The organism is Lewinella cohaerens DSM 23179, from assembly GCF_000379805.1.
GTDB lineage: Bacteria > Bacteroidota > Bacteroidia > Chitinophagales > Saprospiraceae > Lewinella > Lewinella cohaerens.
In genome coordinates, this window is sequence record NZ_KB903549.1 from 74612 (window position 1) to 89431 (window position 14820).

The 14820-nt window shown below is 45.6% G+C and carries 11 protein-coding genes; 8 read left to right on the forward strand and 3 right to left on the reverse strand.

Annotated features, from left to right (window positions below; genetic code table 11):
• Positions 1 to 81: 81 nt before the first annotated feature.
• The 5 genes from A3EU_RS0116400 to A3EU_RS0116420 all read left to right on the forward strand — a co-directional run bounded on the left by A3EU_RS0116400 (position 82) and on the right by A3EU_RS0116420 (position 5210).
• Positions 82 to 1608 carry a T9SS type B sorting domain-containing protein gene (locus A3EU_RS0116400; protein WP_020537277.1) on the forward strand — a complete coding sequence of 509 codons (1527 nt, stop codon included), beginning with the start codon at positions 82 to 84 and terminating at the stop codon, positions 1606 to 1608.
• 67 nt (positions 1609 to 1675) lie between these two features.
• Positions 1676 to 2488: a pseudouridine synthase gene (locus A3EU_RS0116405; RefSeq protein ID WP_020537278.1), complete on the forward strand. Its 813-nt coding sequence runs from the start codon at positions 1676 to 1678 to the stop codon at positions 2486 to 2488.
• A gap of 176 nt (positions 2489 to 2664) precedes the next feature.
• On the forward strand, positions 2665 to 3600 hold the full coding sequence (locus A3EU_RS0116410) for a ribose-phosphate pyrophosphokinase (protein ID WP_026211431.1): 936 nt from the start codon (positions 2665 to 2667) through the stop codon (positions 3598 to 3600).
• A 115-nt stretch (positions 3601 to 3715) separates the two neighbouring features.
• Positions 3716 to 4339 carry a 50S ribosomal protein L25 gene (locus tag A3EU_RS30800; protein ID WP_020537280.1) on the forward strand — a complete coding sequence of 208 codons (624 nt, stop codon included), beginning with the start codon at positions 3716 to 3718 and terminating at the stop codon, positions 4337 to 4339.
• Between the two features lie 94 nt (positions 4340 to 4433).
• A complete protein-coding gene (locus tag A3EU_RS0116420; protein ID WP_020537281.1) occupies positions 4434 to 5210 on the forward strand; it encodes an amidohydrolase in 777 nt (258 codons plus the stop codon).
• Between the two features lie 209 nt (positions 5211 to 5419).
• On the opposite strand, the gene aspS is transcribed toward A3EU_RS0116420, so the two are convergent.
• Both aspS and A3EU_RS0116430 read right to left on the reverse strand, forming a co-directional pair.
• On the reverse strand, positions 5420 to 7189 hold the full coding sequence (gene aspS / locus A3EU_RS0116425; RefSeq protein WP_020537282.1) for an aspartate--tRNA ligase: 1770 nt from the start codon (positions 7187 to 7189) through the stop codon (positions 5420 to 5422).
• Positions 7190 to 7611: 422 nt separating this feature from the next.
• Complete coding sequence (locus A3EU_RS0116430; protein WP_020537283.1) at positions 7612 to 8799, reverse strand: aspartate aminotransferase family protein; 1188 nt, start codon at positions 8797 to 8799, stop codon at positions 7612 to 7614.
• A gap of 221 nt (positions 8800 to 9020) precedes the next feature.
• Between A3EU_RS0116430 and A3EU_RS0116435 the strand changes: the two genes are divergently transcribed.
• Complete coding sequence (locus A3EU_RS0116435) at positions 9021 to 9725, forward strand: glycoside hydrolase family 25 protein (protein ID WP_020537284.1); 705 nt, start codon at positions 9021 to 9023, stop codon at positions 9723 to 9725.
• A gap of 309 nt (positions 9726 to 10034) precedes the next feature.
• On the opposite strand, the gene A3EU_RS0116440 is transcribed toward A3EU_RS0116435, so the two are convergent.
• Positions 10035 to 11366: a flavin-containing monooxygenase gene (locus tag A3EU_RS0116440; protein ID WP_020537285.1), complete on the reverse strand. Its 1332-nt coding sequence runs from the start codon at positions 11364 to 11366 to the stop codon at positions 10035 to 10037.
• A 134-nt stretch (positions 11367 to 11500) separates the two neighbouring features.
• Here A3EU_RS0116440 and A3EU_RS0116445 point away from each other — a divergent pair, with 134 nt between their 5' ends.
• Positions 11501 to 13870, forward strand: coding sequence for an APC family permease (locus A3EU_RS0116445; RefSeq protein ID WP_020537286.1), 2370 nt, complete (start codon positions 11501 to 11503; stop codon positions 13868 to 13870).
• A 131-nt stretch (positions 13871 to 14001) separates the two neighbouring features.
• Positions 14002 to 14814: a TPR end-of-group domain-containing protein gene (locus tag A3EU_RS34840; protein ID WP_020537287.1), complete on the forward strand. Its 813-nt coding sequence runs from the start codon at positions 14002 to 14004 to the stop codon at positions 14812 to 14814.
• Positions 14815 to 14820: the final 6 nt, after the last annotated feature.

Below are 14820 nucleotides of genomic sequence, written 5' to 3' on the forward strand. Positions count from 1 at the left end.
CAATGGTAAAGATTGATCGTGTATTAGCACCCAAAAGATACTACCTTTATTGGTTGAGTAATCTCCCAATACCGTTTTCCAATGAAATACTGGCTGTATACCTTATTCTTGTTCTCTTTAGCTTTCACGATTAACGCCCAGAACTTGGTTCCCAACGGTGATTTTGAAATCATTGATTGCCCTACCAATAATATCAATAGCATCACCGAAACGGCCACTTGGTATGCCTGTAGTGGTGCCGACGCTTACTGGCTGCACGAGGATTGTCCGCTGGATCCAGCTATTGCGGAATCTGTATTTTTCATTAATACCGCTACAGAGGCTTACTCCGGCGTAGGATATATTTCGCTGGAAGGCGTGATGACGCGCAACGGTTATATCACCTCTGAAGGGGTAGGTATTCAATTGACGGAACCTCTACAAGCTGGTGTTCCTTACTTTTTCCAGATGGCAGCACTTTTTCAAAATGAAAGAATTGCCGGCCAGCATCCCGGTAATGCTTGCCAGACGCTACCTCCTCACTTTATGGAAGTATATGTTGGGTCTGAAAAAATACTGGTTCGCAGAGAAAGCGACATTTTGGACGTGACTACGGGGATCTCCTCAAATGCCGATCTCGTTTTAGTCGATTCTACTTCGACTGTAGCAGAAAATTTCTATAATAACCAATGGTATCTTTTTTCCAATTGTTTTATTGCTTCTGGGGGTGAGACGCATATCGGTGTTATGGGTAGCAATTTTCAAGTACCCGCCAGCAATGGTTGTGTAGCAGAAGGGGAGCCAGGTGCCGTTTATTTATTTGGCTACAGTCTGGATGCCGTACAATTGGCAGAAATGCCTACAGAAATCGAAGCTGATCGCAACATCTGCGACAATGGCGGCTGGGTAGATATGGAAGGCGTCGTCTCGGATGTTTATTTCGATTATGCAACCTTCCTTTGGGAAGATGGCTGCACCTTGGCCCGGAGGGTAATTCGCCGACCGGGTCTTTATCAGGTAGACATGATACTGCCTTGCATAACCATTCCAATCACCTTGGATATTTCTATTGATGAATTTTGCAGCGCGGTGATGTATACGGAAGAAATGCCTGAAAGTATTGCTGAGAACATCGTAATTTGTACCGATGAAGGCCCAGCGAACATCAACCTCCTGGATTACACGCCTGAAGTACTGCGCAACGACCTCTCGTTCGATTGGGCGGATGGCTACTCGGGGGCTACTCGTATATTGGACAACTCCGCTGTTTACGAGATTTGGGCTGCCACTCCTTGCTTTGCTTTTCCGATGACCCTGCAAGCGGAATTACTGTCTTGTGAAATAAAGATTTTCGTACCCAATGCCTTTTCGCCCAACCTGGATGGAGTTAATGACCAATTCCGACCTTTTATCAATAGCCCTTGGCCAGTCTTAAATTACCAGTTCAACGTTTTTGATCGTTGGGGACAGCTTGTTTTCCAAACCGACAATCCTGATGAAGCCTGGGACGGAAAGGTAAAAAACAAGCTAGCAGACCAAGGTGTCTTCTTATGGTCGCTGGAATACGATACAGGACAGGAAAACGGTGGAAAAACCAGTCTTTCTGGCGATGTTATGCTGATTTATTAGATGTTAGACCAACTGTCCTTTCAAGAACGTATCTTTGCCCCAATAAGCATTCGGTCAAAAATTAACTATGAGTAAGGGTCCTGGTAATAATCCTCGTTTTCGACAAAGTCGTGCCCGTAATGCAGGTCCTGCGCCAAAGATACAGCGTGACCCGGCCGAGATTATCGGTATGCGGCTGAACAAGTATATTGCCCACAGCGGTATCTGTAGCCGCAGGCAGGCAGGCGAGTATGTAAAGGACGGCCTGGTAAAGGTCAACGATGTGCTAGAAATCAACCCGGCTTATCAGATTCAGGAAGGAGATGTTGTCACTTTTCGTGGAAAAAAGATACAGCCAGAAGAAGAACTCGTATATATTCTGCTGAATAAACCCAGCGGTGTGATCACCACTTTATCCGATGAACACGGTCGCAAAACGGTCATGGATGTACTGGCGGGTGCTGTCAAGCAGCGTATCTATCCGGTGGGCCGCTTGGATAAAGATACTACAGGTCTTTTACTACTGACCAATGATGGGCAGCTGGCTAAAAAAATGATGCACCCCAGCCATGAAGTGCCCAAGGTGTATGAAGCCACCTTAGACAAGCCTGTTCCCCCCGAAGATTTGGAAAAAATTGCAGCCGGATTGACACTGGAAGACGGTCCCGTGAGTGTAGACTGGGTCAATTACCTTCAGCCTGACAACAAAGAAGTAGTCAGCCTCGAAATTCATCTGGGGCGCAACCGTATTGTTCGTCGAATTTTCGAGCACCTGGGGTACCAGGTAATCAAGTTGGATCGCCCTTATTTAGCCGGATTAACCAAGAAAGACCTCCCTCGTTCTTATTTCCGTTACCTGACGACACAGGAAATTACGATGTTGAAGCATTTTATCAAGTAATTCCTCGCGAACGCCCTTATTATTCCTACCTTTGCGGGTAGTTCCCTGAATACAGCTTTGACAACCTATAAGTGCCACACTTTTTTCTAGTGATTGGCGCCTATTTTCATTGTTAGGGTATACCTACAGCTATGAAATTGAATTCAGCAAAAAATCACGAGCCTCAATTTAACATGATGGTTGACGTAAAAATCCTTACCACTACCAACTCCCGTTACCTTGGCGAAAAAATCGCCGATTATTATGGCCAGCCTCTGGGTGACCTTATCATCAAACGCTTCAGCGATGGCGAGATGCAGCCTGTAATCAATGAATCGGTGCGCGGTGGTTTTGTTTTCTTTATCACCTCTACTNGCCAGCCACACGAAAACCTGATAGAGCTGCTATTGGCGATTGATGCTGCTAAGCGGGCATCTGCTGGCTACATTACGGCAGTGATCCCTTACTTTGGCTACGCTCGTCAGGATCGTAAAGACAAGCCACGAGTGCCGATTTCTGCAAAGCTTATTGCTAATTTACTGCAAGCTGCTGGTGCTGATCGCATTATGACTATGGATTTGCACGCCGACCAGATTCAGGGATTTTTCGACATTCCTGTAGATCACTTAAAAAGCGAGGCTATTTACCTGCCTTACCTTCAGGAAAACCTAGATTTGACCAATGTGATTTTTGCCTCCCCTGATGTTGGAGGAGTAAAAAGAGCCAGAACTTACGCGAAGCATTTCAATCGCCCGCTCGTTATTTGTGACAAATACCGCAAGCGTGCTAACGAAATTGCTGAGATGACCGTAATTGGTGAAGTAAAAGATGCCGATGTTATTCTGGTTGATGACCTTGTAGATACAGCAGGAACGCTTTGCCGAGCAGCAGACATCATCATGAAGAAAGGTGCCAAAAGCGTGCGTGCGCTTTGTACCCACCCTGTACTCAGTGGCAAAGCCTATGAAAATGTAGAGAATTCTGTATTAGAAGAGCTATTGGTTTGTGATACGATTCCACTGACACAAGAGTCAAGCAGAATCAAGGTGCTTTCTACTGCTAAACTCTTTGCCAGAGCCATCCGAAACACCCACGAACACCGCTCTATTTCAGCATTATTTGTAGAGCAATAAGGATTTTTAAAAAAAAGTACACTATAACTAACACGCTTTCTAGGATTTACCTATCTTTGCGTGCCTTTTTAGAGCCTCTCATTACGAAGGCCGTTAATTGAAAAGAATAACTATCATGGAAGCAGTAACTGTTTCAGGACAAATAAGAACGGACGTTGGTAAAAAAGCTACCAAAGCGATTCGTAATGCTGGACAAGTCCCTGCTGTACTCTACAGCAAAGACGAGACTATCCATTTTGCAACTACGCAAAAAGCTGTTAAGTCACTTATCTATACGCCTAAGTTCAAAGTAGCTGAGGTTGAAATAGACGGTACCACTCACCGCGCTATTATTAAAGATATTCAGTTTGATGCTGTTACTGACGATATCGTCCACTTGGATTTCCTCAAGTTGGTAGATAGCCATTCTGTAAAACTCGAGATTCCTGTACGTTTCGAAGGTACTGCTCCTGGTATGCGTTCTGGTGGTAAGCTACTTCGTCTGATGCGTCGGATTAAAGTTAAGACCACTCCTGAGAAAATGGTTAACGAATTAACCGTTGACATCTCTTCTTTGGAACTAGGCCAATCTATCCGTGTTCGTGATATCAACCCTATTGACGGAGTAGAAATCATGAGCCCTGCTGGAGCTCCTGTAGGCATCATCGAAGCACCTCGTGCACTTCGTTCTGCTGCAACTGCAGAAAAGAAAGCTGCTGCTGCTCCTGGCGCTGCTGCCCCTGCCGCTGCAGATGCCTAGACATATATATGTCAGTTAATGGCAAAAAATATCAAAAGCGAGCATACCCTGTTGAAGGTATGCTCGCTTTTTTTGTTGGCAGAATACTGGTGATATGGAACATTTAAAAATAGCATTGCTACAAGCTGATCTTATCTGGGAAAGAGCAACAGATAATCGCCGGAAATTTGCCCGGCTACTACAAACTATTTCTCCTGACACAGACTTGGTCGTCCTACCAGAGATGTTCACTACTGGATTCAGCATGGAGCCGGCCAAACTCGCCGAAACCATGGAAGGAGAGACCATCGCATGGCTTCGCCAACAAGCAGCTGACTTGCAGGTTGCGATTACAGGGAGTATTATCATTGAGGAAAACGGCAATTATTACAATCGCTTGTTGTGGGTATTTCCAGAAGGTGAAATACTTAGCTATGACAAACGCCACCTTTTTACGCTTGCTGGAGAAGAAAAAGTCTATACTCCCGGGCAAAAACAACTGCTTGTAACCTACAAAGGCTGGAAAATTATGCCACTCATCTGTTATGATCTACGCTTTCCTGTTTGGAGCCGTAATCAATTCGATTATGATCTCTTATTGTATGTCGCCAATTTCCCTGACAAGCGAGGCCTGGCTTGGCGTACGCTCTTGCAGGCACGAGCCATCGAAAACCAAGTGTACACCATTGGCCTTAATCGGGTAGGAACAGATGGAAACGGTGCTTATTATGCAGGCGATTCTTGCCTTATAGACTACGATGGAAAAATCCGACATCATCTACCTCCCCGAGAGATGGTACAACAGTTTGAAATCAAAAAAGAGGAGCAAACAAACTTTCGAAAAAAACTAGCTTTCCTGCCAGATCAGGATGAATTTACCATTCATGTCTAGACAGCCTCCTTTGCTACATGTTTCTGACCTTCCTTCCCCTAAAGGACACCCTCTGCTGGGGTACTTGCCTCAACTCAAAGCAACGGCGAAGCATCAGGTCCTAGAGCGGTGGGTAGCGTTTTCGAAAATCTAAAGATCAGACTTGATACTAAAAAACGGTAGCAGATTGCTCTACTACCGTTTTTTCTAATATTTATCAGAAGCTTCTACTAGGCTTTCCCTTTCAAGTTTAGCACCAAGCCCAGTTCATCTAACTGCTCTTTGGCAACGCCGGAAGGTGCATCGATCATCATATCGCGTCCCTGATTGTTTTTCGGGAAGGCGATGAAATCGCGGATAGAACTTTGTCCGTTCATCACGGCACACAAGCGATCAAAACCGAAGGCGATACCACCGTGAGGAGGAGCACCATATTCGAAGGCGCCCATCAAGAAGCCAAACTGTTCTTCGGCCTCTTCCTGGGTAAACCCAAGTAGCTTGAAGTTTTTCTCCTGTAGGGTACGGTCGTGGATACGAATAGAGCCACCACCAATTTCAGCACCATTGATGACCAGATCGTAAGCATCAGCACGAAGGGCTTTCATGGTTTCGTGATCACCATTGAGCATGCGCTCCATGTCTGCTTTTTTAGGGCTGGTGAAAGGGTGGTGCATCGCGTGGAAACGCTCTGCATCTTCGTCCCACTCCAAGAGCGGGAAATCTACTACCCACAATGGCTTGAAAACACCCGGCTTCATCAGGTTCAACTCGCGGCCCATCTCCAGGCGCAGCTCTCCCATCTGTTTACGGGTTTTTTCTTCTTCACCGCTGAGCACCAAGAGTAAATCGCCTGCTTCTGCACCGAATTTCTCGGCCCATGCTTTCAGGTCTTCTTGGCTGTAGAACTTATCAACGGATGACTTGAACGTTCCATCCTCGTTGCACTTGACGTATACCAAGCCTTTGGCACCAATCTGTGGCCGCTTGACCCAGTTGGTCAGACCATCCAACTGCTTACGTGAGTAACCCGCCTGGCCTTTGGCACAGATACCGACCACCAATTCTGCACTATCGAAAATAGCGAAGCCTTTATTTTGGGCAACGTCATTGAGGTCTGTCAGTTCCATATCAAAACGCACATCTGGCTTATCGATACCATAGCGACGTATCGCTTCATCGTAAGTCATATGTGGAAAATCAGGTAGATCTACGCCCAATGTGTGCTTGAACAAGTGCTTGGTGAGCCCTTCAAAGGTAGCAAGTACTTCTTCTTGGGTTACAAAGGCCATCTCGCAGTCAATCTGCGTGAATTCCGGCTGGCGGTCTGCCCGAAGGTCTTCGTCACGGAAACACTTAACGATCTGGAAATAGCGATCAAAACCACCTACCATCAAGATTTGCTTGAAGGTTTGCGGGCTCTGTGGCAAGGCGTAAAACTCTCCCTGATTCATCCGGCTAGGTACGACAAAATCGCGGGCACCTTCTGGTGTGCTTTTGATCAGGAAAGGCGTTTCTACCTCTACGAAGTTTTGGCTATCGAGGAATTTGCGGGTTTCCAGTGCCAATTTGCTCCGGAAGATGATATTACTCTGCAGCGGCCCGCGACGCAAGTCGAGGTAACGGTACTTCATCCGCAGGTCATCGCCACCGTCTGTTTCTTCCTCAATAGTAAAAGGAGGAACTTTAGAGCTATTCAGAATAGACATCGACTTCACTTCGATTTCAATGTCACCGGTGCTCCGGTTAGCATTTTTGTTGGTACGCTCACGAACCAGGCCGCTGGCCGTAACTACAAACTCACGGCCCAACTTACGGGCTTGCTCACACAAAGCTGCATCATCCTCACTATCAAATACCAATTGGGTAATACCATAGCGATCTCGCAAATCGACAAAAGTAAGGGCTCCGAAATCGCGGCCTACCTGTACCCAGCCGCTAAGGGTTACTTCTTGTCCTACATCAGACATGCGGAGTTCGCCGCAATTGTGTGTACGATACATGAGTTATATTTTTGCTGCTGACAATTTTGCGGTCAGCATTAATGTAAAGTCATAAGTTTAAAGACCGCAAAAGTAAGAATAGTTCCGGGCTCTGGAGGTATGTCTTTTGGTTTATTTGCAGCACCTATGGTCTGTTTGAGACCTTAGCTGGACTTTCGGCAAAAGTTCGCAGAAAGATGCGGGCTGCTTCGCGCCCTGAGCGTAAAGAATAGAGGGATTCAGAGACCTCACTAGTTTATGTGAGCTTCTACGCTAAAAGGTTCATCTCGGCCTAGTGATGTGAAGTAGTGGCCCCACAGGGGACAGACCTCAGGTTTCCTGAGGGCCGAGCGAGCAGCGAGCTACGTAACGTAACGCCCGAAGGGAGGCCCCAAAGCACTATCCGAGCTCTCTGTTCAACACTCTATTTTTTTTGACATCCACTAAGACAGTTGATCAATTCCTTTTAATACAATTGCACAAGCTTTTCGTATTTCTTCTTCGGTAATGATTAAGGGTGGAGCAATACGCAGACTGCGATCATTGAAGAGAAACCAATCCGTGATTAGTCCCTGCTCCAAACAGTGTTTGATAACGGTTTGCACCTCCTCGAAGTTTGCCAGCTCAACGGCCAACCACAAGCCTGCGCTACGCACATCTAAAATACGCGGATGCTGTAGCAGTTCTAAAAACAATTGTTCTTTTGAGGGCACCTGGGCAATCAGGTTTTCTTCGAGAATAGCCTGCAAGGTAGCCAGCCCGGCAGCCGTGGAAACAGGGTGGCCACCAAAGGTTGTAATATGCCCAAGAATGGGGTCGCTGGCCAGGGTGTGCATCATGGCCTTGGGCGCGACAAAGGCCCCAATGGGCATACCGCCCCCCATGCCTTTAGCGATCAGAAGAATGTCGGGAACGACCTCGTATTGTTCAAAAGCCCAGAGGGTGCCGGTGCGACCGTATCCCGCCTGTATTTCATCGAGAATCAGGAGTGCGCCGACTTCGTTGCAACGCTGTCGAACGGCTTGCAACCAAGCTTTGCGCGGGCGGCGAAGGCCCCACTCTGCCTGAACGGTCTCCAGGATTACAGCTGCCGTTTTGGTGGTAATTTTAGATAGGCAGAAATCGCAATTAAAATCCAGGTGTTTTATACCTGGTAAAAGAGGGTGAAAAGCCTGGGTGAAATCTTTGGGCCACATGAGGCTAGCGGCCCCTTGAGTGCTGCCGTGATAGGAGCGAGTAGCGGAGACAAACTCGTGCCGACCAGTGTAGCGCTTGGCTAACTTCATGGCACCTTCTGTAGCTTCGGTGCCGCTATTGGTAAAGTACACACTGTCTAGCGGGGCAGGAAGCTGTTCGGCTATCAGGCTGGCCAATTGCACCTGCGGAGCAAGGACGAACTCGCCATAGACAATGGTATGCAGGTATTTATCCAATTGTGCCTTGGCCGCATTTACGACCTTGGGGTGCCGGTGGCCGAGGCTGCTCACGCCAATACCTGCAATCAGGTCTAAATAAGCCTTGCCTTGCCTGTCGTAGAGATACATACCTTCACTAGAGGCAATCTCAAGACCGAGGGGGAAATCACTGGTTTGGGCAACGTGTGCAAGGAAAAGCTGGCGTAAATTGGGCATAATACGGTTCTAAAGATTAGTTAATGACACTGCAAAGGTACAATCGCTGGCTTAGTATTGTTCTAAATAGGTCGGCCAGTATACAGCATCTCTCCTTTTGATCGCCACCAAATAATAAACGGGAAAAAGAACCAATCTAAAGGCATCTTTTCCGTAATATTGAACGTTATTGGATTAATAAGGGGCATATTCACAAAAAAACATTCTTCAATTATCTACCCGTGTTGAGGTCACTACTTCCAATCATTGCGCTTGTTTTTATTTTGGTTGCCTGCCAGGGTGACACCGTTCGCAGAGTAGATTTTGCTATTCAAGGCATTGATGTTTCTCGTTATCAACTGGCTATCGACTGGCCGCAGGTTGCTCAGCAAGATATTCACTTTGCTTTTGTAAAAGCGACCGAAGGGTCTACGCATTTAGATACCCTTTTTCAAGAAAACTGGGCGGCAATTCGAGAAGCGGGTCTGCGCCGTGGTGCCTATCATTTTTTTCGTCCCACCACTGATCCGCTGGCACAAGCACAGCATTTTATCGACCAGGTAGAGCTACAGGATGGCGACCTGCCCCCTGTTTTAGACATTGAGGTACTGGACGACAGCCACCCCGCACTACTTCTTGTCTCCTTAAAGACATGGTTGGATACGATTTATGAATATTATGGTGTGCGCCCCATTCTCTATACCAACCTCAAATTTTACAACAAACACCTTGCTGGCCATTTTGATGAGTATCCGCTCTGGATCGCGCGTTACAGTGAGGAAAAACCAGTACTGGCTTGTGGCCGTGAATGGCAGTTTTGGCAGTACGGTAACCGGGGTAAAATTGAGGGCATCAATGGTTATGTTGACTTCAATGTCTTTGCCGGTAGCTGGCAGGAGTTAGACCAACTCTCTTTTGGTCAACATACGGTTCTAAGCTTAAACTAAATTTAATCCTCCCTTAAGGCTGACTTCATCCACTTACTGCATTTTTGCGGTGTTAATCTTTGATTTCTTGCTGTACTCATTTTTCCATTCTTTACACTATCCTTTGGTGTATGAATAGATTCGCTGTAGGGCCAGCATATTGTTTCTCGAACAGTATACTGGCCCTTTTTAATATGGATCAATACTTAATCTGTGTTTAATCTTTAATTCACATCCTCTAGCGTTCTTTGCAGTATAAGAAATAAGTTGAGCTAAGCGCTTGACGACCTTTTAAGCTTTTATCCTATACTGTAGCCCTTTTTGCTGTGTTCATGCGTCATGGAGCACAGCTTTTTTTTGCCCGGTCCAGTCTGGAGCTGACTTCGGGATTTGCTGTAAAAGCTGTTTGCGAAACCGCTGGTAGTGTACTTCTATGGTATGCCGTTGGCTACGTGTAAACGCTTTAGCTATAAAATCGCTGTCTTTTTCTGCCAATGCTCCAAGATTAGCTGGTCTTTGCCAACGCTCCATAATGTAGTTAGCTGCTAATTTTGCCTGCAGGTCACTGAGTGGCCAAATAGCGCCCTGCGGCTGAAATAAGCCAACAAAGACCAAGCTGGGATAGTCTTGATGAAACATACGCAGATAGAGTGGAACACGATCAGCTTCTTCGTAATTGATGAAGTCTTCCTTGAAAAACGGTAAAGTGATCTTATAACCCGTTGCCGCTAAGACCGTATCGTACTCTTCCTTTTTACCATCATTGAAAGTAATTTCTTTGCCTTCGATATTCGCTATGCCTGAACGGGGATGCACTTTCCCATGTCGGATTTTGTACAACAATTCTGAGTTGAGCGTAGGATGAGCTGCTGTGACTGGAAAATCCGGTTTGGGAAGGTTGTAGCTACGATAATCCCCGACCATCAACTTCAGCGTGAGACTTCGCAACAGATTGCCTAACGGTTTTGGCAGGTAAGTAATAATTTTATTAAACGTGTCTGTGGGTTTACCCAAAAAGAACTTCGGGATAATGTATTGTGCCCTACGGATGCTGATCGCTGACTGCTTGGCCACACGGCTAATTTCCACCGCACAATCACAGCCAGAATTGCCGGAGCCGATGACTAAAACGCGTTTATCTTTAAAAGGCTCATTGGTTTTATACGCATGAGCGTGCAAGTATTCGCCCGAAAACGCTTCTTCCACTCCTTCAGGGTGACGGGGTACGTTGTGGTGGCCATTTGCAACTAGTAAAAAATCAAAAACCTGGGTTTCTTCTCCGTTGATTTGCAACTTCCATTGCTGGTTTTCCAAAAGTACAGCTTCCGTGATCCTGCTATTAAATTGAATGTGAGGATATAGGTCAAAGTGCCGTGCATAAGACTGAAAATAAGCCAGCACCTGTTCGTGAGAAGGGTAATCAGGGTAATCTTCCGGCATTGGAAAATCTACATAAGCAGACAGTGTTTTCGAAGAAATAATATGCGTTGTTTCACACACGCTAGAATGGGAAAGCTGAGGCGAGTAAATCCAATTTCCCCCAACTTCTGCGTTTTGCTCATAGCAGACCACTTCTTTTACACCCGCTTGTAACAGGTTCTTCACTGCCGTAATACCAGAACAGCCTGCTCCAATAACCGCTACGCGCGTCGATTTTTTCATTTTTTTTCTTTACTAAGTATTACGCAAAAAAATAAGTTGACCACTAATATAAAAACGTAGATTAGATATTGGTTTACGATCAAGCTTCAAAGCTTTGATTTAAAAAGAATCGCACATATCATTACCTTGCCATAATGAATGATCAGTTAAAGCAAAAATTCGGTACAGGGCCAGTATTTTTTACCGCCATTTCTACCATTCTTGGTGCCATCATGTTTTTACGCTTTGGCTTTGCCGTAGGTAGCGTAGGTTTTGTTGGTACGCTTGCTATTATCTTCATTGGTCATGCCGTAACTATACCTACAGCAATGGCTATCGCAGAAATAGCCACTAACCAAAAAGTAGAGGGTGGAGGAGAGTATTACATTATTTCTCGTTCTTTTGGGCTGGTCATTGGATCTACTATTGGGTTGGCGTTGTACCTCTCTCAAGCTATCAGTGTAGCGTTTTATATTATGGCTTTTACAGAAGCTTTCAGCACTGGTATAGATTGGCTAATTACTAGTTTTCAGATTCCGGCCTGGGGAGTATGGCTGTTAGAACAAAAACAACTCATTAGTGTACCCGCGCTCCTGATACTTACGATGATTGTATTGACTAAAGGTGCAGACCTGGGCGTAAAAGCACTCTACGTTGTTGTAGCAACACTGGCGATTAGTATGATTGCTTTTTTTGCAGGAACTACTGATTATGAAGCCAACAATCGATTTGATCCGCTGGCGACGGTTTACAATACCACAACAAACGATGACACGACGGTTATTGCTCTTCCTCCCCCTGTGACAGAAGACAGCACCAGTATGTTTAAAGAAGTTCCTGTAATCAGGAATCAAACCACTCCAGCAGCCCCTAATACTCCGGGGCTTTCTCTTGGTTTCTTTACGGTATTTGCCATCATATTTCCTGCCTTCACGGGTATGACTGCGGGGGTAGGGCTTTCTGGCGATTTGCGCGACCCTGGTCGTTCTATTCCCCTCGGAACATTGGCCGCCACTATTGGCGGTATGTTCGTTTACTTTTTAATTGCTTATAAACTAGCTGTCTCTGCAAGTCCGGAAGACCTGGCCGACACCTCCAAGTTGGTGATGGCTGATATTGCTATCCAGGGGTGGTGGCTTATCCCTGTGGGGTTAGCTGCCGCAACAATTTCTTCTGCACTCGGATCTATCATGGTTGCGCCGCGTACTTTGCAGGCGATTGCTCGGGACAAAATATTCCCTACACCAGCACTCAACCGCTGGATATCTGTAGGTAAAGGTAAAAATGACGAACCCTACAATGCTTCCGTTATCACGGTTGTCATTGCGCTCATTTTTATTTCTATGGGGGCCATTGACAGTGTAGCAGAAGTCATTTCGATGTTCTTTATGGTTACTTACGGGTCGCTTTGTTTGATTTCTTTTTTAAACCACTTTGCAGCCGACCCGAGTTACCGGCCCAAGTTTCGCTCCAAGTGGTTTATCTCCCTGTTTGGTGCCATTGCCTGTTTTGGTTTGATGTTTTTTATGAATACGACGTACGCTTTATTGGCTGTTGTTTTCATTATTGGTTTGTATTTCCTGATTTCCTCTTTTAACCCCGACAAACGGAGTATTGCGGTAATCTTCCAGGGAGTAATCTTTCAATTGAGTAGAAGGCTCCAGGTATTCTTGCAAAAAGCGGATAAAGAAAAAGGGAGCTGGCGTCCTTCAGCTGTGGCCCTTACCAGTGACTCTTTCCAACGACTGGGAGCATTCGATATGCTTCGATGGATTGCTCAGAAATATGGCTTTGGTACTTACATTCACCAGATCAAAGGCTACTTGTCTCGGCAAACCAACCAGGAAGCGAAAGATATCAAAGAGCGCCTTATTCGTATGGGAGAGGCCAGCTCCAGTAATATTTATGTAGACACCCTCATCAGTCCATCCTACACCTCAAGTGTTGCTCAGGTCATCCAGTTACCGGGGATTGCCGGTACCGAAAATAACCTGCTCCTGTTAGAATTCTCGAAACACGCACCTATCGACTTGGAAGATATTGTTGACAACTTCAAACTCATTCGTTCGGTTGACTTTGACGTGGCCATACTGGCGAGTTCTGAACGAGGATTTGGCCTTAAGAAAGATATCCATATTTGGCTTACCAGTAAAGATTTCGACAACGCCAACCTGATGATTTTGTTGGCTTACGTGTTACTTGGACATAAAGATTGGGGAGAAGCAGAAATAAAAATATTTGCGCTCTACCCTCAAGACACCTGTGAGGTTGAACGCCAACATTTATACCAACTGATTGAAGCCGGGCAGCTACCAATATCTACCCAAAACATCCAAATCATTGCACGAAACCCCAACCTAGACACCATCAGTATCGTCAATGAAAAATCACGAGATGCAGACCTTACCATTCTTGGTTTCAGAGAAGAAGCCGTAAAACACGATGGCAAGGATGTTTTCATGGGTTATAGCAACATTGGTAACATTTTATTTGTTAATGCCGTAGAACAGAAGGAAATAAAATAGCACTACCTCTTCTTGGTCTACCCCTTGGCTAGATCTATCGAATATGTCGGCTTCCTATTTGGGTAATGTAGATTTTTTCTACATCTTGCACAGCACGTACCGATATGATTAACAGTGCACGATAAATTATTATGAAAAATAAAACAGTGGCCGGCATTCTGGCCCTGGTTGCGGGCTACATGGGATTGCACCGATTTTACCTTGGGCAGGTAGGATTGGGCATCGGCTATATAATGTTACTCCCTATTTTCCTTGTTACCGGCTTATGGTTCTTCCTATTTATCGGCTTGATTGACGCGATAGCCCTTTTTTCGATGGACCAAGGGGCTTTTAACGCTAAATACAACAAGCACCTTGAAGGAAATCAGGGCTCGTTTAAAAACCGTAATGACCGACGCCAACAAAAACGAAACCAGCGTTACGAAGACCGTAATAGCCGTCGTTACGAACAGGTAGCTCCCAAACGTAGTACGTCTCCCAAAAAGAATCCGCACCTTAAAGAGGGAAAGGCCAAATTTAAAGACTACGATTACGAAGGAGCTATTATGGATTTCAATAAGGCGCTAAAAATCGACCCTAAAAATATTGCGGTTCATTTCAACCTCGCTTGTGCACATTCCTTGATGGAGCATAAAGACAAAGCTTTTTATCACCTGGATCGGGCAGTTGCCCTTGGATTTGATGATACGGAAGTTATTAAAACCCGTGACCACCTCGCTTTTTTACGGATTCAACCTGAGTTTTTACCGTTTGAAACCAATGGCTTTCGCCTCGCCAAGCAACTAAAGACTCCCCAAGAGAATCTATTGGACAAGCAAGCTTCTCCAAATCAGGCGACCCAAGGTGATTTACTTGATCAGCTCCAAAAATTGGCTAAGCTCAAAGAAAAGGGATTGTTGACGGAAGAAGAATTTCAAGTACAAAAAGAAAAGCTATTGCGTTAGTATTGT

Coding starts and splice junctions, on each gene's coding strand:
- aspS (WP_020537282.1), bottom strand. CDS start 7,189: ATGTATCGTACACACAATTGCGGCGAACTCCGCATGTCTGATGTAGGA.
- A3EU_RS0116430 (WP_020537283.1), bottom strand. CDS start 8,799: ATGCCCAATTTACGCCAGCTTTTCCTTGCACACGTTGCCCAAACCAGT.
- A3EU_RS0116440 (WP_020537285.1), bottom strand. CDS start 11,366: ATGAAAAAATCGACGCGCGTAGCGGTTATTGGAGCAGGCTGTTCTGGT.
- A3EU_RS0116420 (WP_020537281.1), top strand. CDS start 4,434: ATGGAACATTTAAAAATAGCATTGCTACAAGCTGATCTTATCTGGGAA.
- A3EU_RS0116400 (WP_020537277.1), top strand. CDS start 82: ATGAAATACTGGCTGTATACCTTATTCTTGTTCTCTTTAGCTTTCACG.
- A3EU_RS0116405 (WP_020537278.1), top strand. CDS start 1,676: ATGAGTAAGGGTCCTGGTAATAATCCTCGTTTTCGACAAAGTCGTGCC.
- A3EU_RS0116445 (WP_020537286.1), top strand. CDS start 11,501: ATGAATGATCAGTTAAAGCAAAAATTCGGTACAGGGCCAGTATTTTTT.
- A3EU_RS34840 (WP_020537287.1), top strand. CDS start 14,002: ATGAAAAATAAAACAGTGGCCGGCATTCTGGCCCTGGTTGCGGGCTAC.
- A3EU_RS30800 (WP_020537280.1), top strand. CDS start 3,716: ATGGAAGCAGTAACTGTTTCAGGACAAATAAGAACGGACGTTGGTAAA.